General features: G+C 46.7%; 16 protein-coding genes. 11 read left to right on the top strand and 5 right to left on the bottom strand.

The genetic code is table 11. From position 1 onward, the window contains the following. Positions 1–103: 103 nt before the first annotated feature. From MHN01_RS01685 to MHN01_RS01675, 3 genes are all read left to right on the top strand, one after another. Positions 104–1,636 carry an alpha-N-arabinofuranosidase gene (locus tag MHN01_RS01685; protein WP_239409748.1) on the top strand — a complete coding sequence of 511 codons (1,533 nt, stop codon included), beginning with the start codon at positions 104–106 and terminating at the stop codon, positions 1,634–1,636. Position 1,637: 1 nt separating this feature from the next. Further along, entirely contained in the window at positions 1,638–1,916 is a 279-nt protein-coding gene (locus tag MHN01_RS01680) for a DUF6171 family protein (protein WP_239409747.1), read from the top strand. Positions 1,917–2,203: 287 nt separating this feature from the next. Then, entirely contained in the window at positions 2,204–4,138 is a 1,935-nt protein-coding gene (locus tag MHN01_RS01675; RefSeq protein ID WP_239409746.1) for a hypothetical protein, read from the top strand. Positions 4,139–4,191: 53 nt separating this feature from the next. On the opposite strand, the gene MHN01_RS01670 is transcribed toward MHN01_RS01675, so the two are convergent. Together MHN01_RS01670 and MHN01_RS01665 are read right to left on the bottom strand one after the other, a co-directional pair. Further along, a complete protein-coding gene (locus tag MHN01_RS01670) occupies positions 4,192–4,359 on the bottom strand; it encodes an NnrU family protein (RefSeq protein ID WP_239409745.1) in 168 nt (55 codons plus the stop codon). Between the two features lie 195 nt (positions 4,360–4,554). Then, complete coding sequence (locus tag MHN01_RS01665; protein WP_239409744.1) at positions 4,555–5,280, bottom strand: TetR/AcrR family transcriptional regulator; 726 nt, start codon at positions 5,278–5,280, stop codon at positions 4,555–4,557. A 303-nt stretch (positions 5,281–5,583) separates the two neighbouring features. Between MHN01_RS01665 and MHN01_RS01660 the strand changes: the two genes are divergently transcribed. From MHN01_RS01660 to MHN01_RS01635, 6 genes are all read left to right on the top strand, one after another. After that, positions 5,584–6,732 carry an efflux RND transporter periplasmic adaptor subunit gene (locus MHN01_RS01660; RefSeq protein ID WP_239409743.1) on the top strand — a complete coding sequence of 383 codons (1,149 nt, stop codon included), beginning with the start codon at positions 5,584–5,586 and terminating at the stop codon, positions 6,730–6,732. After that, positions 6,732–9,791: an efflux RND transporter permease subunit gene (locus MHN01_RS01655; RefSeq protein WP_239409742.1), complete on the top strand. Its 3,060-nt coding sequence runs from the start codon at positions 6,732–6,734 to the stop codon at positions 9,789–9,791. The genes MHN01_RS01660 and MHN01_RS01655 overlap by 1 nt, the downstream gene beginning before the upstream one ends. Positions 9,792–9,865: 74 nt before the next feature. Next, positions 9,866–10,381: a winged helix-turn-helix domain-containing protein gene (locus MHN01_RS01650; RefSeq protein WP_239409741.1), complete on the top strand. Its 516-nt coding sequence runs from the start codon at positions 9,866–9,868 to the stop codon at positions 10,379–10,381. Positions 10,382–10,498: 117 nt separating this feature from the next. Continuing rightward, positions 10,499–11,098, top strand: a complete 600-nt coding sequence (locus tag MHN01_RS01645) for a pentapeptide repeat-containing protein (RefSeq protein ID WP_239409756.1) — start codon at positions 10,499–10,501, stop codon at positions 11,096–11,098. An 847-nt stretch (positions 11,099–11,945) separates the two neighbouring features. Next, positions 11,946–12,419: a YtfJ family protein gene (locus tag MHN01_RS01640; protein WP_239409740.1), complete on the top strand. Its 474-nt coding sequence runs from the start codon at positions 11,946–11,948 to the stop codon at positions 12,417–12,419. Between the two features lie 70 nt (positions 12,420–12,489). Then, positions 12,490–13,494, top strand: coding sequence for a substrate-binding domain-containing protein (locus MHN01_RS01635; RefSeq protein ID WP_239409739.1), 1,005 nt, complete (start codon positions 12,490–12,492; stop codon positions 13,492–13,494). Positions 13,495–13,521: 27 nt separating this feature from the next. On the opposite strand, the gene MHN01_RS01630 is transcribed toward MHN01_RS01635, so the two are convergent. After that, a complete protein-coding gene (locus MHN01_RS01630; protein WP_239409738.1) occupies positions 13,522–15,870 on the bottom strand; it encodes a glycoside hydrolase family 3 C-terminal domain-containing protein in 2,349 nt (782 codons plus the stop codon). 235 nt (positions 15,871–16,105) lie between these two features. On the opposite strand from MHN01_RS01630, the gene MHN01_RS01625 reads away from it, so the two are divergent. Together MHN01_RS01625 and MHN01_RS01620 are read left to right on the top strand one after the other, a co-directional pair. Beyond that, the gene (locus MHN01_RS01625; RefSeq protein WP_239409737.1) at positions 16,106–16,663 is read left to right on the top strand and encodes a hypothetical protein; all 558 of its coding nucleotides are present in this window, start codon (positions 16,106–16,108) and stop codon (positions 16,661–16,663) included. A gap of 22 nt (positions 16,664–16,685) precedes the next feature. Further along, positions 16,686–17,579, top strand: a complete 894-nt coding sequence (locus MHN01_RS01620; protein WP_239409736.1) for a sterol desaturase family protein — start codon at positions 16,686–16,688, stop codon at positions 17,577–17,579. A gap of 75 nt (positions 17,580–17,654) precedes the next feature. Here MHN01_RS01620 and MHN01_RS01615 read toward each other — a convergent pair whose 3' ends face one another. Both MHN01_RS01615 and MHN01_RS01610 read right to left on the bottom strand, forming a co-directional pair. After that, positions 17,655–17,930 carry a hypothetical protein gene (locus MHN01_RS01615; protein WP_239409735.1) on the bottom strand — a complete coding sequence of 92 codons (276 nt, stop codon included), beginning with the start codon at positions 17,928–17,930 and terminating at the stop codon, positions 17,655–17,657. A gap of 25 nt (positions 17,931–17,955) precedes the next feature. Then, on the bottom strand, positions 17,956–18,279 hold the full coding sequence (locus MHN01_RS01610; protein ID WP_239409734.1) for a hypothetical protein: 324 nt from the start codon (positions 18,277–18,279) through the stop codon (positions 17,956–17,958). Positions 18,280–18,604 lie beyond the last annotated feature (325 nt).

Genomic DNA, 18,604 nt, shown 5'->3' with positions numbered 1-18,604 from the left:
AGCACATTAGCTAAATGGGGCGTTTTAGTTGTGAAATATCGTAATTGTTTGGCTGTTCGTTCTGGCGCAAAGTGAGTCCGTCCAGATTATTTTCAAGGGAATCATGATGAAAAAGCTTGTCGTAAATGAGAACAAGAAACTTGGCCAAATTAGCGAAGATATCTACGGCCATTTTGCCGAACACCTGGGTCGCTGTATCTATGAAGGGATTTTTGTCGGCAAAGACTCAGATATCCCGAACGTAAACGGCATGCGTTCTGACGTAGTTGAAGCACTCAAAGAGCTAGAAATCCCTGTATTACGTTGGCCTGGCGGTTGCTTCGCAGAAGATTACCACTGGAAAGAAGGTGTTGGTCCACTAGAAACACGTAAGCCAGTCATCAACTCTCTATGGGGCGGTGTTCTTGAGTCAAACCACTTCGGTACCCACGAGTTTTTCGAACTGTGTGAGCAGCTAGATTGTAAGACTTACATTAACCTAAACATGGGTTCAGCTTCTGTAAAAGAAATGCAGGAATGGGTTGAATACATGACAGCGTCTGTTGATTCTGAGCTTGTTCTTCAGCGTAAGGCAAACGGTCGTGAAGAACCTTGGGAACTTGACTACGTTGGTATCGGTAACGAAATGTGGGGCTGTGGTGGTATGTTTAACCCAGAGCACTACGCTAACGAGTTCCGCCGCTACAACAACTTCTGCCGCACTTACGATTGGAACGCACCTTTCCGCCGTATCGCTTCTGGTCCAAACCGTAATGACTTCGATTGGACTGATCGAGTTATGAAAACTCTTATGACCAACAATGACGGTCGTGACGAGATGGATATGATCAACGAGATGACAGGCGCTAAAGTTAGCGGTCTTGCACTTCACTACTACTCATTCCCTCGTATGGATCACCCTCGCGGCTCTGCAACTGACTTCGTTGCTGATGAGTGGTACAAAACTCTTCGCAGCGCGGCTGACGTTGAAGGTCTGGTTATCAAACACTCTGAAATCATGCGCAAGCACGATCCAGAAGGTCAAGTTAAGCTAATGATCGACGAATGGGGTGCATGGTACGACGCTGCTGAAGGCACTAACCCATTCTGGCTATATCAACAGAACACGATGCGCTGTGCTCAAGTTGCAGCACTATCTCTAAACGTGTTCAACAAGCACTCAGACAAGATCGACATGGCGAATATCGCTCAAACAGTTAACGTTCTTCAATCTATGATTCTAACTGAAGGCGACAAGATGGTACTAACTCCAACGTACCACGTATTCAACATGATGAAGCCGCACAAAAACGCTTCTCTAGTTGAGTCTCGCCTAGAAGGTGTTGAAGAAATCGGTGTTGAAGGCGCTCAAATTGCTGAGCTATTTGAGTCTACTTCACTTAGCCGTCGTGGTGTAGTTACTACTACTGTTAACAATACGTCCATGACTGACGCTCAAGAGCTTCTAATTGAGTTCGCAGAGCTTAAGCCAGAGAAAGTAACTGCTACTATCATTGCTGGTGAATACAACGCTCACAACACGTTTGAGAACCCAGAGCTAGTAACCGAAGAAGACTTCACTGATTTCAAAATCACTGAAGAAGGCATCAAGTTAACTATCCCTGCTTGTGCGATCATCTCTCTACAGGTTAAGTAATATGACTAGCAGCCTACGCGAATGCAAAGCCTGTATCATGGCAAAGATTGATGCAGAGTTCGCCGCAAACTTAGAGATGAAAATCAAGCACATTGATGAAGAGCTTAAGGTCGAGCCTGAAACGTACCAAGAGCGAATGTCGACATGTGAAGGATGTGACAAGCTCTATGAAGGTGTGTGTAGAGCGTGCGGCTGCTATGTTGAGCTTCGGGGAGTGATGAAAAAGAACGCATGCCCCTATAGCAAGTGGGGGGCTGTGGAAAACACGGTTGAAGACTGACAAATACCGCTCATTGAGCGGTATTTTTTTATCGATACTAGACGTTAAATAGTTAAGAAGATGACGTTATTTTATTCTTAGTTAACCATTCCCCAAATACCAAGTTTTATAAATCCACAGCTGCGTTGATGGCTGCGTCAAAGGGGATATTCCCAATCACCTGCACATAAGGAGGCGGCTCTCACACAAGCACTGATTACAAATTGAACGCAAATATCAATTAGAGTAAACATTCTCATCGCAAATAAATGATCTTAATAACAATTTTATAGGCAAGGTTATCAGGAATGAGAATAAAACTTATCGTTTTGGCTGGGTTAACAGGCATTTTTAGCGGATGTGGAGGTGGCGGTGACAGCAGTAATGGCGGAGGTAATGCCCTGACGGCATTAAATCAGCAAAATGCTGTGGTGGCGGCAAAGAGTTTCGAAACATTTGAACACCCCATGGCAATGTCTAACCTGATAATAAGTGCGCTGCATCAGCTTGGTGCCAATAACGGCAAAGTCAGCGGCGAGTGTAACTCCACGCTTGATCATATCGGTAGCTACTCCGTGACCTTAAGCGATCGGGTACTGTCCATTGATTTAAAAGACTGTGACATAACAGGCAGAGAAACAATAACAGGATCTGCAACTGCCAAGTTTAGTCAATTAACAAAAAGTGGCCAGTATCTGGAGTTCAGCGGGGACCTGGAAACCGGAAAACTCCAATACGACAGGTACGGAGAGCAATATACCCTAAGCTATAGCGCCCATATAGCTCAGACCATAGAATCCGCCCATACGACCAAGTTAACCATGACCTTAAATGGCAATGAGTCTGTAGTGGTCAACGAAGTACCGATGTTCTTTAATAATGGCGCTACCACAAAAATAATTGATTACAATCAGGGCACTTACGCTGTTACAACCAAAGCTGACATTTCTGCACCGGCATCGTTTAGTGGAAAATTAGCCTTGCGTACCCCCGAGCCACTTAAGGGGGTTATCGAGCAATACCCGACGTCGGGGCAGTATGAAATCCGTGGCGCCAACAGTGATGTTATATCGGTAGGCCCTGGGAGTACGATCTACTGGGCTAATGTGTCAGTCAATGTAAACGGTGTGAAAGAAAATACAGATGTAGACTGGTCAAGTATGATGTCGGGAGCGGTATTTGCTTTTCCTTCACGTCGCGGAACCAAAACCGGTGATTTTACTCGCATTGCTAACGCTGATGAGCGTTGGTATTTCCCGCATCAATCCCCGGCAATAGCAAAAACAGCCGAGCAACCGCTCAGGCCCGTTCAGACGTTGTATGTAGCCCCGGCGCCTGAACCGAGGGATCTTCTGGACGCAGAGCTGTTCGATTCTTATCACAGTATTACCCTTTCAGATGACATCTATAACATCTCTGCGGATGGGCCATGGGTTACAGTGAGATTCCTAAAGGATCTTTCTGTCGATAGCGATTACTCTCTGAGCCTAAGGGATCATGAGGGTAGACATTACGCCTCCTACACATTTGATACCAAAGAAACATTTGAAGTATCCGTCACTAAAGACCAAATAATTAACAGTAATGAGCCTGTTCTGTTAGAGCCGATAAAGGTAACCAATGAGAGTCAGCCGTTCTCTATTAAATGGAGCCAGTCATGGGGTGACAAAACCATAACGGTTAATCAAATCAACGCCACACAGGCAGCGATTGATCCACGTGAAATGACGCCTGGACATATATACCGGTTCAAAGCCCAAATTACCGACCCGTTTGGCCGCGAGTCTAGCTCTGACGTTGCGCTTATGATTGAAGACCCAATTACAGGCCGCTCCTATCTTTCGCTTGAAACCGATTCGCTGTACACGCCCGATCCGAATGTAAGCTTATTATATATTGTTGAATCATCAGGAGATATAAAGAGCAACAGTGCAGACATCCGCAGCATCGATGACGGCTGGGATGATACATATATGTTGGTTGCCCACGAGCTAAATAACGGCTATGCCAGTTCATCGATGGGAAATAGTTTTTATCTCAATAGTGAAGGAAAGTCATGGACTTACAATTGCAATGATTCTGCGTTACAACTGGATGAATTGGAAAACCAGTGGGTCGATGAAGGTACTGACAGTGAAACCAGACGCCCTCTTGGTTATCAGAGGTTGGCACTGAATTTTACCATTACCTGCGACGGAGGAACGCTAACAGGTAAGATACGCTCTCACTCTCTCATTCGGTAATTCTGGCCGTTAAATCCCCCCGCCCTTATCAGAGCGGGGGCAGATATCATCGCTTAATGCCCCCCACCAAGCAGCGTGCCCTTGATAAGTCTCACACCGCGTGCGAACACGGAAATCAGATCAAACACGGCATTGGCGAGAAAACTGCCAAACAATAATAAAGATGCCAAATCGCCATTAATCAAAATATTCCCAAGAGTCCATAGCAATACACCCACCACACTATTTTTTCCATAGGTCGTTCTTTATCGACGCTAAGCCAACTACCCATATTACCTTAAGTCAGTGTGATACCATGAACCTGCGGCGAGGCCTTTGCTATACAATACCCTTTATTTTTCTAGGATATTAAACGAGAATAATTTTAGCTACTGATTCTAATTACCATAGAAGAATACATACTGCTTTCTAGGGGCCTATATTAAACCTAGTGTGATAAGTTCTTGCTGTATTTCAGACATTACTTTTCTCGTGATCGGTTCTTTCCAAGGGTAGCTGTTTGTCATACGAATAGTCGCGCGTACTAGCGGGTGATCTAAAGTGAGTGGAACATTAACATTCGTTTTAGCCTCGTTAATATACGTATCGTGCGGCTGATTAAGAATTTGCGGATAACCAATATTCACAGCCCAATGTAACATCATAAACTCTTCAATCAATGCTTCTTTTTCGTCTTCTGCACACAGCAATTCTTCGGTACGTACCGATTCTCTCAACGCATCTTGAAATTGACTCCTGATTTCCATAGATATCAAAGAGAGCTTAGTGAGCCATTTATCTGAGGCTTTTGCGAGTAAGTCTTTACTATTTAGCATTGCCAGTAACTGATAGCCAAAAGGATAAGAGTACATGGCTTCTTGTGATACAAGGTTTATGGCCACTATCTTCGCCGGAAGCGAGTAAGGTAAAGCAAGAATCTTTCTAATTACACTAGAAGCTTGGTTGTCGAGCCGAACAGACAGTGCGACCAGTACATCTTCTTTAGACTGAATGTGTTTATAAACAGACCCCATCGATAAGCCAGCATTCTTGGCAATGGCAGACATTTTGAAGTCGATCAAAGAGCTGTCGAGGATGCATTGTGCCGCAGCATCTAGGATTAGTTGTTCTTGTTCAGCGAAAGTGTGCTTAGGCGCAGGCATAGAGTACCTTCATTCGAATAATGTTCGAAGAGATGCTAATGAATCCACGCGGTTGAGTCAATCGTTACAGGCAAGCTGCTACGAAACGGGAAAAATTGTCAATAAATATAATTTTCACTTCAATTTGTTGGTATTATATTATTGATAATAAAGAGTTATTTTCTTTTACAAGTAAACCTGTATACCTCAATTAAGATTTACATATTTTGACAAAAATATTTATGCAATTTAAATTTACCCGCATTCGAATATTATTCGAATATCATTCAGATGAGATTGCTAGTGTATTTTGATGGTGAGTTTATGCAAAAGAAAAAGCCTACTTACAAGGCTTGGCTGTTGGTGGTTTCAAGCTTGGGTTTAGTGACCGGTGGCTTGGGATATTACAAATACAATGAAATAAAAACGGCCATCGATATGGCTGAATCCTTCCCTGAACATTATGAAGTGGTCGATGCCGCGACTGTAAAAGTCGCTGAGCATGCCCTCACTGTGAGTGTACTGGGTACTGCTACGTCGCCGCTGCAAACTGAATTGTTCACAGAATTATCGGGTAAAGTTGCGTTTGTCGGGATCAAGCCTGGCGAAAGTGCAATGCAAGGGGATTTGTTATTTCAGCTAGATATTTCAGAAGAGCAAGCTCGAATAAAATCGGCAAAGGCTCGCGAGCGACACGCTACGTCTGTGTATCAACGCTATAAGAAATTATTAGCAAAAAATGCAATTAGCCAAGAACAGTTTGATCAAGCGTACGCCGATCTCATTGTGATTCAATCTGAGATAGAAGTACTACAAGCGACCATCGCCCAAAAAACGGTTATCGCACCATTTAACGGTGTTATGGGAATTCACGATATAACGTTAGGCGATTATGTCTCTGCAAATCAGATGCTCTCAAATTTTGTTGGTGTGACCGATACGGTTTGGGTGGAGTTTAGTGTGCCTCAGTTTTATCCAGAGCTAAGGGTCGGTTCTCAAGTACGTGTGAGAAATATTGATGCTTTAGGCACATCCTCATTTCAACTCGCAGAAGTGAGCGCCAAAGATACGCAAATATCGAACACCACTCGCAGTCTAAAATATCGTGCTGAGGTCAGTCGAATGCTGGCCCAATACACACCTAATACGCCATTGGAAGTCCTAATTCCTATCAGCGATAACGTGACTGTTTATCAAGTGCCAGTGACGTCCGTTAACCAAGACCTCTATGGTTCGTATGTAATGAAGCTTGTTCCTCAGGAGTATGAGCCCGGAGCTTATCGTGCGACGCGATTGCCCGTTCAAGTTATTTCAGAAACGGATGAGTTTAAATTGATTAACCAAGGCCTGCAAGAAGGCGAAAAAATCGCAGCAGCGGGAGCGTTTAAACTTTATGAAGGCCTGTTAGTTCGTACAAGAGAGGAACGTTCACACTCGAACTCACCTCTAGTGGCGGCAACGGGAGATCAATAATGGACATCTTTGTTAAAAAACCGGTGCTTGCGATAGTGATCTCGCTCATCATCATCATTGCAGGAGCGATGGCATCACAACGTTTGCCCATTTCTCAATTTCCGCAGATTGAAAGCTCGTCACTGGTTATCAGCACTGAGTACGTAGGTGTATCCGCTGATGTGGTCAAAGGGTTTGTTACTGAGCCCATAGAAAGGGTGGCAATGAGCGTGCCGGGTGTTGACTATATTGACTCAACAACCACGGCAGGATTAAGTAAGGTGACCGTATGGCTTAAACTTAATGAAAATAGCACCGATGCGCTTGCCGAGCTTAACTCTCGCTTGGGTCAGATATCTTATGAGCTGCCAGATGGTGCACAAGATCCCAGTGTGTCTGTTACCCGAGTCGATAGACCGGGAGCAACTTTCTACCTCAATGTATCTAGTGCAACGATGGATAGGGCGGAACTGACGGACTTTTTGGAACGAGAAGTTACCCCTTGGTTTGCCTCAGTAGAAGGTGTTCAGAGCGCAGATGTACTAGGTGGTCGAAAGCCAGCTATTCGTGTTTGGCTGGATCCCCTAAAGATGGCCAGTTTAAATATAGGCGCACATGAAGTGCACCAAGCGCTAAATGACAACAATGTTATTGCGTCGTTAGGTCATGTTGAAAGTGCCACTCAAAATATCAGTATTATGAGTAATGCATTGCATCAAAATACTGAGGATTTCCGCAAGTTGATCGTGAAAAAAAGCGGTGACACTTTCGTTTATCTGGGAGATATCGCTCGTATCGAACTTGGAGAAGACCGCGGGACGGATTCAGCGCGTCTTGATCTCAGTGAATCGGTCTTTATTGGGATTGTGACGGCACCGGGCTCAAATGAGATCTCGATTGGTGATGCGCTATATAAACAACTCGCGGCCATTAACGCGCGCATGCCAGAAGGGACTGCAATTACCATCGGTTATGATGGCACTCAATATATGCGTGATGCATTAAAGGAGATCTTCACAACTCTCATTGAAACCGTTCTGCTGGTTGGTTTTGTGATCCTGTTACTTATGGGGTCATTCAGAACAGCACTTATACCTTTGGTGACCATTCCCATTTCTATTCTGGGTAGTACCGCAGCTATATTATTAGCGGGCTTTGCTCTTAACCTGCTGACAATTCTAGCGATCGTACTATCTGTGGGGCTTGTCGTCGATGACGCCATCGTTGTGGTTGAGAATGTCGCCCGTCATATGAGAAATGGCAAGGGCCGAATTGAAGCGGCGCTTATTAGTTCCCGGGAGCTAATTCGTCCTATTTTTTCTATGACCATCACCTTGGCGTTGGTATTTGCACCAATTGGTTTTGTCAGCGGATTATCTGGCGCACTTTTTAAAGAGTTTGCTTTTACACTTGCGATCGCTGTCCTTTTCTCGGGTGTCGTTGCTGTTACTTTATCGCCGATTATGAGCGCCTATGTCTCTCAGGAAAAAGGTAAAGAAGGACGACTGACCCGAAAAGTAAACCGTGCCTTTGACCACCTTTCAGTCCTCTATGAGAATGGCTTATATCGTGTTTTCTCGTATCGTCGAGCTTTAATAACGAGCGCTGTGGTGTTGTCTCTGTTGATTGTTCCTTTTTACCTGTTCTCACAAAAAGAACTCGCACCAGTAGAAGATCAGAGTTCACTCTTTGTGATTTCTGAAGCGCCGTCAGGTAGCTCTTTGGACTATAGCACTCCATTTATGCAAGAGGCTGTTGGCTCCATCTTACAAATGGATGGCGTTGATAACGTGTGGCAAACCGTCACCGAATCGGGGGGCTTCAGCGGGATTAACTTTGTTCCTTATGAGCAGCGCTCTTATTCTACCTCTGACGCTCTACAGCAGATCTACTTTGCACTCAAACAGATCACAGGACTTCGTGTCTATCCCACGGCACCAATGCCGTTGCCAACGGCTGGTCAGTTTGACGTAGAAATGGTCATCCAGTCCCAAGACAGTTACACCAACATGACACAATATGCTTATCAGCTATTAGAGGCAGCACAGATGAGTGGCATGTTTATGTTTGTAGATACGGATCTAAAGGTAGACATGCCTCATGCTCAACTTGAGTTCGACAATAAGAAGATGATGGATCTGGGGCTTACCACCAAAGCGGTGACTGACCAAATTTCGTTGATGGTCTCCGAACAAGATGTCACACGCTTTGATAGTCATGGTAAAGCGTATCGCGTGATCCCAATGGTTGATAAGCAGACACTAAATAGTAGTGAGTCGCTGCTTACGTTGCAGATAAAGACACCTAATGGTGATTTTGTCCCGCTAAACAGTATTGCCAACTTACAGCAAACCATAGGGGTTCGTAGTATTGCTCGTTTTAATCAGCTTAACTCTTTTCGTATCTTAGGTGGTTTGGTTCCGGGAACAACACCCGATCAGGCATTGAATATTCTTGAGCGAAAAGCCGAAGAGATATTGCCGCAAGACTACCAAGTGAACTATGCCGGTAGCTCTCGTCAGCTGCGTCAAGAAGGCAACAGCTTATTCTCAATGCTTGCCGTCGCTCTGTTTGTGGTTTACATGGTTCTATCCATACAATTCAACAGCTTCCGAGCGCCATTGGTTGTATTGTTAGGCTCCGTCCCCTTAGCGCTTGCAGGTGGCATGTCGTTCTCGTTCCTAGGCATGACAACCATGAACATCTACGCGCAAATCGGGTTTATTACTCTCGTTGGTTTGGTGGCAAAAAACGGTATTTTAATTACCGAGTTTGCTAACGAGCTTCAGTACAAGGGCTACCAAAAACTCGATGCGATTGTGCACAGCGCCAAGTTAAGGCTCAGACCTATTTTGATGACAACCGCCGCGACAGTACTTGGGCATTTCCCTTTAGTTTTGGTGGTGGGGCCAGGTGCAGAAGCAAGGAATAGTATAGGTATTATTCTGGTCGCGGGCATGATTATCGGCACCGTGTTTACTCTGTTTGTTTTGCCTGCGGTCTATTTAGCACTCTCAGAAAATGTCAATAAACCTATAAGCAGTAGTATAGATACCGATCAAGCTCTAGTAACCAAATGAGTCCTAGATGGTGGTGGGGGAAAGCTTCCTCACCATCCTAACAATCATCCTGCGAACCAGACAAAGGTTTACTAATGATGGAAAGAAAATACAACATTGATAATCAATTCGTCTTTGCTCCAAAGAATAATACGCTTTTTAAGATAGATAACAATGAAGAGGTTACAATTCTGGGAACGAATGAAACTCGTCTACTTTGTTATCTACTAGAAAACAGCCACCGAACAATCAAACGAAAAGAGTTGATCTCGATAATTTGGAATAACCGAGATATCTATGTTGACGACTCTAGTTTAACTCAATCGGTCTCCACACTTCGAAAAGTGCTAGGAGACTCGACAAAGTCTCCTGCGTTTATTAAAACCATTCCCAAGCTAGGGTACGAATTTATTGCACCCACTAAAAACTTGAGTGAACCAAAAGTTGAGCATGACAAACACAAGCTGGAACAAGAGACGCTGGCAGCACATAACAATGTTCACGACGTTCGAGGTGTCATATCTCCTCAATACTTGGTATTCCACACGTTTTTACTTAAGTTCGAAGTTCTCACTATTGCTCTGATTTTATTGTATTTTTGGTTTTTTTAGACAGTGTTATTGAAGAGATACTGTATAAAAATCCCATAAATATTAAATGAGTGGTTCAATTATAGTGGTAGGATCGTTCACACTTTAATTTAGGAGCTCGGCTCTTGAGAGGATATGATGACAGAATTTAAAAATGATGAGCTCTATCTCGAAGATTTCTTTGATAAACTTTTTTTCCCTGATAAACATTACAGTAATATTGAATTCGAAGATTGCCAATTCTCCGATTGTGATTTTTCAGCATCGAAATTTCAGAATTGTAGATTCATAAATTGTGCATTTGAACGTTGTAATTTAAGTTTGGTGGACTTTTCAAATACAAAGCTATTCGAGCTTAAATTTCTAGACAGTAAATTGGTTGGTGTTGATTGGACTAAGGCAGCATGGCCAGTTTATCACGTAGACTTTGAGTTAAATTTTACACGTTGTATTTTAAATGACTCGTCTTTCTTTGGTCTTACTTTACATGAGCTAGTTTTTGATGAGTGCAAGTTGCATGATGTTGACTTTCGTGAAGGTGATTACACTGACTCGTCAATGACATATAGTGATTTCAAGCATAGTTTATTTATGAGAACAAAATTGCAAGGAGTCGATTTTAGTGATTCAACAGCGTACGTTATTGACGTTCTAGAAAATAATGTGAGAAAAGCTAAGTTTTCACGATATGAAGCACTGAGCCTATTAGAAAGCTTAGGGATAGAGTTAGTTGATTGATAACCTACCAAACGACTATGGCCTCATCTCTTCACATAGAATTTAGTATCACAACCATTTTGCGAACACAGGAATTTAAGGCTTCAAGGTATATTTACTAATCTCACTGTGGTGAGTTAGATCAGAATTTCTAGCTCACTTATGTCCAAAAACGTGCCAGCTATCTAACACTATCAGGTACATGGCCAAGGCAGCCGTTAGTAACAACGTGACGGCACATAGAAAGAGTCGTAATCTCGCCAGCTCATAAAATGAAGAAAAAACAGTTAAGTTTTCTATCAATAGGCCGCTAAATTAAAGCAAATAACATATTAAGCTTTAAAAATGATTAGAAGTTACGCTGTATTTAGCCAAAAAAATAAGAAAAGTCACTACGTTATAGTCTGCGCGATAATGCTGGCCATGATTGGAAGTATTTTTCTGCTCCTGTCAGAGGAAAAGATAATATTTTCGCTGGGCTTAATCATACCTGTCTTTCCGTTAGCCATCATCGCAAAAGCATCTGACTATAAAAGAAAATATCTCAATGACTAGATGCGGTTTACTCTACCGCTTAAGCAAATAATTGCCTACTGCAATGCAGCTGACGCGAAATACAACTTCCCTATAATAACATTCTGCCACATGGCCGTAGTGTTCCAAACAATCTTCAGGTCGAAAATACATCGCATCCTAAAATCGATGCGATGAGGTTTTTTGCCTACTTCAAAAGAGAACTGGGCAATTAATAATTACGATATTTAACACTCACCGCCCACTATTTTGCAAAGGTGCTCTAGGTCTGGTTTTTTCTTTTCAGACTGAATCAAGATACATCCAAACCAAGACACTATTAAAGGAAATACTCATGTCTAACATCGTTGTAGGTCAACCACTACCGGAATTCGAAATCGTCAAAGGCGGCGTGGCAACACCGGAAGGCGCATTCGAAGCCTGGGGATCTGATGAACTCGTCGGCAAAGCAACCTACTTCGTTGCCAACGCCGGCCATGCCGAAGCAAACGACATGCACCAGGAAACGTCCCTGAAGGTGCACGCTGCCGGTGATATCCGTATGTGCCGCCTTATCAATGCCAAAGACGCTCCTATGGGAGCCAGCATGTTCATCAAGGGCGAGTTCAAGAAAGGCGCCGAGGGCGATCCGGCCAACCTCTATGTTATGGACAGCAAGGGTATTGTGGCCAAGGCTTTGGGTATGCAAAAGAAAAGCTCGGTACTGGCGATCCTGGATGCAGAGGGTACCGTTGTGTTTACTCATGAAGGCGCTGTGGATACCGATACCGAAACCAAAATAATGGACGCCATTGCGGACGTAAAATAATTCACCAGGCACATCCTTTTCTTCAGGTGGCCTTCTGGCCACCTTTTTCGATCAACGCCATAGGAATAGCATGGTTACCATCAAAGATGTGGCCATCGAGGCCGGAGTCTCGGCGGCAACCGTCTCCCGCGTCATCAATAAATCCGCCCATGCGAGCAAGGCATCGGTAAAAGCCGTCAACCTGGCCATGGAAAAGCTTGGCTATCGACCCAATGCAAGCGCAAGAGCCCTGGTCAACAGAACCACCGACACCATGGGCGTGCTGGTCGGCGATATCTCTGATCCCTTTTTCGGTACTCTGCTCAATGCCGTCGACACCATAGCACGGGAAAGCGGCAAGCATATTCTTGTCGGTAATGGTTACCACAACCCGGAACACGAACGCCGGGCCATCGAGACACTGATTAACAGCCGCTGCGAAGCGCTGGTGATCCATGCCAAGGGCTTATCGGATGAAGAGCTCACCGCCTACGCCAGGGAAGTACAGGGGCTGGTCGTGATTAACCGCCATATTCCGGCTATCGCCGAGCGCTGTATTTCACTGGACAACTTCAGGGGAGCCTATCTGGCCACCGAGTACCTGATCCGCCATGGCCACCGCCAGATCGCCTGTATAGCCTCTGTTGCCGACATTGAGGACGTTGAGCAGCGGGTCCGGGGCTACCTCGCGGCTCTGCGCGATCATGGCATTACCCTGCCAGCCGATTTTATCGAATACGCCGCTCCCGACAGTGAGGGCGGCGAAACAGCAATGACCAACCTGTTGTGCAAGTCACTGGGGATTTCCGGCATCGTTGCCTACAACGACTATATGGCTGCCGGCGCACTGTCGGTACTGGAGGACAACGGGATCCCTGCCCCCGAACATGTTTCGATAATAGGTTTTGATGACGGATTGATCGCCCGTTATGTACACCCTCGCCTGACAACTATCCGCTATCCGATCCAGATGATGGCAGAGATTGCCGCCAGGTTGGCGCTCAGCCTTGCCGGTGGCAAACACCCCGCTCCTGAACCGGTGATTTGCTCACCGACGCTGGTACGGCGGATGTCGGTCAGGAAAAAGGAACAATAGGCTCCTATCAAGGAGCAGTGGCTGGTATCAGCGATGTCGGGTAAACAGGTCGATACATTTACCCAGCAATGTGTCCCGACGGGTAGCATTGAGCACCTTGAGTATCACGTCGAGGCCTTTTTCATCGAGATCCTTGCCGGCATTGAACGAAACCAGGTTACGCAGTGGCAGCTCGTTGGCCATTCGCAACTGAATGTCTTTGGAGACCACTTCCTCGCCACCTCCGGTCGCCCCACTCACAATCTTGCGATAAAGAAACTTACCGGTCGGATGGTCCTTGAGATCAGAGACCGTACTGTTGCGGCTAATATCGACCGTCTTGAAAAACGCCTCTCGCTGGACGAAACGCGGTTGCGGTATTTGGGAAACCTGGCAGTTGTCGCTGGCATACACTTCGGCGGTCAGTTCAATCTCTTCACAAGAGCGCCCTATTTCAATCAAAAAATCATCGGCGTTGACATGCCAGTCAGCCAGATCGGTGTTGTAATAGGCAAAGCAGCGTTTGTCGAGGGCAAAAACAACCTGGCGGCTCTCGCCGGGGGCCAGCTCCAATTTGGCAAAACCTTTAAGCTCGCGAACAGGGCGACTCACCAACGGCTGCTGTTCACCCACATACAGCTGGACGACTTCCTTGCCGGCAATACGGCCGGTATTGGTGACAGTGACCTCTGCCTCAAACTGGCTATAGCCTAGCTGGCGTACAACTAAATCACGGTAATCAAAGGTGGTGTAACTCAGCCCGTGGCCAAAAGGAAAGGTCACCTCATTTCCCAGCCGCTGATGGGCGCGGTACCCGATAAAGACCCCCTCCTGGTAGACAACTTCATAATCCCTGCCGGGGAAGTTACCCTGTGACGGGTCCTGCTGCTCGTCCCTGATAAAACTTTCGGCCAGGCGCCCGCTAGGGTTTACCTTTCCGAGCAAAATATTTACCACCGCTTCGGCACCGGCCTCGCCGGTCAGCCAAGCCTCGAGAATCACCGGAGCCCGGTCGGCAAACGGCATCTTGATCACCGAGCCGTTGCTCAGCACGATGATAGTATTCGGGTTACGATCCAGTACAGCGTCGATCAGGGCCAGCTGGTTGGCCGGCATGTTAAGGTGCGTGCGGTCTCGCCCTTCACTCTCATAGTCATCGGTCAGCCCGGCGCACAGCAGTACGATATCAGACTGCGCCGCCAGACAGGCAGCCTCGGATATCAGCAACGTATCAACCTCGTCGCTATCACAGCGATAGCCCGGCGCATAGCTAATGTTAAACTTGGTATCAGCAGCATTGAGCGAATCGATCAGACTGGTCACCTGATAAGGGTTGACCCTGGAGCTGCCGCTGCCCTGATAACGCGGGCTCATGGCAAACTCCCCGATCACCGCCACATTAGCGTGACGCTCGGGATCAAGTGGCAAAATAGCCTCTTCATTTTTAAGCAGAACAATGCATTCTTCTGCTACCCTCCTCGCCTGCGCATGGGCTTCGGCCAGCAAATACAGCGGCTCGTCAGCGGCTGTCCGGCACCTTTCTATCAGGCGAAACAGGTGAGTGACGGCCGTATCGATATCGGCCATCGCCAACCTGCCGTCTTTGACGGCGCTGATAACATTGTGGGGGCCGACATCGCCACTGGACGGCATTTCCAGATCCAGGCCGCCCGCCACCGCTTTCCACAGCTGGTCATTCGCCCCCCAGTCAGTCACGACCAGGCCGTCAAATCCCCACTCCTCACGCAGCACTCCGTTTAGCAAGCGGGCATTCTCTGATGCGTAAACGCCATTGATACGGTTGTAGGCACTCATTACTGTCCAGGGGCGGGCTTCTTTTACCGGGATCTCGAACGAGGCCAGATAAATTTCACGCAGGGTGCGTTCGTCGACAACAGCGTTGACCACCATCCGGTAGTGCTCCTGATTGTTGACCGCAAAATGTTTCAGGCTGGCACCCACCCTCTGAGACTGGATACCTTTGATCATGGCGCTGGCCATCTTGCCAGATAACAGCGGATCCTCGGAGAAATACTCAAAGTTCCGGCCGCACAGGGGGGAGCGCTTGATGTTGTTGCCCGGCCCAAGCAAGACGTTGATCCCTTCACTGCGGGCGGCATGCCCAAGGCCGCGCCCCATCTCCTCGATCAGTGCCTCGTTGAACGAGCAGGCAAGCGCCGACGCGGTCGGGTAGCACACAGCAGGGCTTGAGCCGTTGAGTCCGAGATGATCTGCGCTGCCGGTCTGTTTGCGCAGTCCGTGAGGCCCGTCAGCCATCAAAATACTGTCAATGCCGAGATGTTCGATGCCCCGGGTTTGCCAAAAGTTCTTGCCGGTCAGCAGCCGGGCCTTTTGTTCCAGCGACAGCCCGTCGACCAAGGTCTTGATATCTTCCATGTTTCACCCTATTTCTACGCCTTGGGTGAAATATCACCATATTTTCCTGGCCCAACAATTACGTTATTTCACAACACGATACCGCAATCTGATTTCTGCGCCCCTGCTCTATTCCTCTCAGACACGATAACCTTTTGTTAACGTGCTGGCCGTTATCTTCTCTCCTGGCTACCGATGCTTTTGAGTAGCCATGTTTTTGATTAGCGATGCCTTTGATAATTGAGGAGTGATGAGCATGAAACGGGTTCACGCATTACTGACAACCGCAGCAATTACAGGAACGGTATGGGGACTGACCCTGGTTCAGCCAGCCGTCGCAGAAAGCAACACACAGAGCATGACGCAAGATACTAGGGCACATACCGTCGAGGCCAAGGCACAGAAAGAGGAAAAGAAGTATTACCGCCAGGTGATCGCCCGCACTATCTCACTTGAAGAAGTGCAAAATCTCTTGGACGAATTCAGCCAGAAAGTCATGGATGAAAGCACTTACGCCCCCGCCACCAACGAGATTATTGTCGTTTACGAGACGTTCAACGCCGACTTTACAGCCGCGACGATCACAATGGGTTATGCCGATGTTCGCAACCTCCCACCCAGCGAGCAAATCATCCTGCCTCCGGCAGAGCAGGCCGTCTTGCTGCTAACTAAAGGGCGCTACAGCACGGCACAATATACCGATGCGTGGCATAAAATTGACTTCCAGAAGCCTGTGCGTGCCGTGGTTGAGACCCACACTCTGGATGAGCAGGGCGAACCTGTTTCAAGTCAGATGTCAGTCTACTACCAATAAGAATACGGTGAAGGAACCCCCTATGGATTTCATGTCCCACGTGTACTCGCTGGATGCCATCATGAATGCCGAAGCCTGGATTGATGATCATTTCCTGCTAATCGCCCTCGCTTTGTTTCTGGTTGAGCTGGTCCGTTACCGCTTCAAGAAGCAGCTTAGCTGGACCATGATCGGTGATAGTGCCACCAACTTTGTTACCCTGTTCTTTCTACTGGTGATACTGTTTGTGGTTGGTCTCGGGTATGTCGGAGCCTTTCTGTTCATGTACGACAACTTCAGCCTGACCCAGTTGCCCGTCACCGGATGGACCGTACTTGGATGCCTGATACTGGCTGATCTGGCGTATTACTGGGAGCACCGCTTCCTCCATAGCAACGGGCTCGCCTGGGGAACACACTCGGTCCATCATAGCTCGCCGTTTTTTAATATTTCCGTCGCCTATCGATTCGGGCCACTGGACTGGTTCTTCCCGTTCTTTTTCTATCTGCCTCTGGTATTAATGGGTTTCCATCCGTTTGTGGTGCTAATGTGCGAAACCCTGGTGCAGTTGTTTCAGACCCTGCTCCATACAGAAACCGTCAAGAAGCTGCCAAGACCAATCGAAGCAGTATTTAACACACCGTCGCATCATCGAGTCCACCATGCGACCAATCAGCAATACCTGGATAAAAACTATGCCGGAATACTGATTGTCTGGGACAGGATGTTTGGCACCTTTGCCCGGGAAGAAGAAACAGTCCGCTACGGTGTGTACCCGAGAATCAACTCGGTCAACCCGTTGACCGTCTATTTTCATGGTTACGGCAAACTGGCGAAACAGCTCTGGCATGCCCCAAGCTGGTGTTACAGACTAAAACTGCTGGCCAAGCCACCTATCTGGGCCTGGCAGCAAGAGCAGCAAAGGAAGGGAAAGTAACTTAAGTGCTCTCTCAGCCGGCATAGTCATCCAGCCCCCACGTAGGCAGGGGCTGGAACCTAGCCATATATGGATTTATTGAAAAGCAAGCTGATTACTCGTTGGCTCCGGCTCGCCACTTAACGCCTTAACTTTTTTCTCGGACACCAGTGAATAGCGTCCAGCTAATTCAGCAATTTCTTTGTAAGAAGTGATTTGCTCACCGGTAATTGCGGTGCCCGGCGCATTGGCTTTTGCCCTCATCTCATCATTGATAGCACTGGCAATCGTTTCATCACTGCATCCGGCGTCTGTCAGTCGCATAATTTTAGAGTGGTTCCATTCACGAAAAGGGCCTTCTAGTATCGACATTGGTCACGCTCCTGTCCTTCGTTGATTAATCGTCAGCTGCTATTTTGGCTGTAGTACCTGAAGTAATCGCGCCAGTTGCCGCACCGATCCCTGTCACGACAGCCTTTCCTCCGGCCATACCCAAGCCACCGGAAGCCAGACTTCCCCCCCCAAGTGCGGCCAACCCGGCAGAGGAAGCTGCCGCACCGCTTAATGTACCGCCAGCGACCCCAAGACCAGCGGCACTGGCCGCGGCACCTATCGCCGGAGCTGCAGCCAGTGCCGCTCCACCCGTTGCCACCGTTGCAGCAGCTATCGCTATTGATTTAATTGGGTTTTCAGTAACAAAGTCAAACAGATCACCAAACATAAAAGCTCCTCTAATCATGTTCTCTGGTTGCGTCGATTCGATGAGCTGATAGTAGGGAACCCTTAAAATAATATCAAGATAAGGAAATGCTACCTGTATCTTGATATTATTTTTTACATTACAAACATGATTTACTATATCTTTTATTGTTAGTTGATATTTTTTACCGATGTAATTTACATGATTACATAAATATGGAGTTAAATGATTTGTTTTTTGTATAATTTACTTATAATCAACTCATCGAATTGTAACTTGATAATTTATCAGTCCTTCAATAGAACGGTGTTCTCAGAAAACGACGATTTATTGGTAGAAAAACTCC

It is taken from the genome of Photobacterium sp. OFAV2-7, from assembly GCF_022347985.1.
In the GTDB taxonomy this organism is placed as follows: domain Bacteria; phylum Pseudomonadota; class Gammaproteobacteria; order Enterobacterales; family Vibrionaceae; genus Photobacterium.
This window is presented reverse-complemented; position numbering and strand designations above follow the sequence as displayed.

Bases quoted from the DNA above. Each gene is read 5' to 3' on its own strand.
- MHN01_RS01645 (WP_239409756.1), top strand. From the start codon at position 10,499: ATGACAGAATTTAAAAATGATGAGCTCTATCTCGAAGATTTCTTTGAT.
- MHN01_RS01630 (WP_239409738.1), bottom strand. From the start codon at position 15,870: ATGGAAGATATCAAGACCTTGGTCGACGGGCTGTCGCTGGAACAAAAG.
- MHN01_RS01640 (WP_239409740.1), top strand. From the start codon at position 11,946: ATGTCTAACATCGTTGTAGGTCAACCACTACCGGAATTCGAAATCGTC.
- MHN01_RS01680 (WP_239409747.1), top strand. From the start codon at position 1,638: ATGACTAGCAGCCTACGCGAATGCAAAGCCTGTATCATGGCAAAGATT.
- MHN01_RS01685 (WP_239409748.1), top strand. From the start codon at position 104: ATGATGAAAAAGCTTGTCGTAAATGAGAACAAGAAACTTGGCCAAATT.
- MHN01_RS01620 (WP_239409736.1), top strand. From the start codon at position 16,686: ATGGATTTCATGTCCCACGTGTACTCGCTGGATGCCATCATGAATGCC.
- MHN01_RS01660 (WP_239409743.1), top strand. From the start codon at position 5,584: ATGCAAAAGAAAAAGCCTACTTACAAGGCTTGGCTGTTGGTGGTTTCA.
- MHN01_RS01625 (WP_239409737.1), top strand. From the start codon at position 16,106: ATGAAACGGGTTCACGCATTACTGACAACCGCAGCAATTACAGGAACG.
- MHN01_RS01665 (WP_239409744.1), bottom strand. From the start codon at position 5,280: ATGCCTGCGCCTAAGCACACTTTCGCTGAACAAGAACAACTAATCCTA.
- MHN01_RS01615 (WP_239409735.1), bottom strand. From the start codon at position 17,930: ATGTCGATACTAGAAGGCCCTTTTCGTGAATGGAACCACTCTAAAATT.
- MHN01_RS01655 (WP_239409742.1), top strand. From the start codon at position 6,732: ATGGACATCTTTGTTAAAAAACCGGTGCTTGCGATAGTGATCTCGCTC.
- MHN01_RS01635 (WP_239409739.1), top strand. From the start codon at position 12,490: ATGGTTACCATCAAAGATGTGGCCATCGAGGCCGGAGTCTCGGCGGCA.
- MHN01_RS01610 (WP_239409734.1), bottom strand. From the start codon at position 18,279: ATGTTTGGTGATCTGTTTGACTTTGTTACTGAAAACCCAATTAAATCA.
- MHN01_RS01650 (WP_239409741.1), top strand. From the start codon at position 9,866: ATGATGGAAAGAAAATACAACATTGATAATCAATTCGTCTTTGCTCCA.
- MHN01_RS01675 (WP_239409746.1), top strand. From the start codon at position 2,204: ATGAGAATAAAACTTATCGTTTTGGCTGGGTTAACAGGCATTTTTAGC.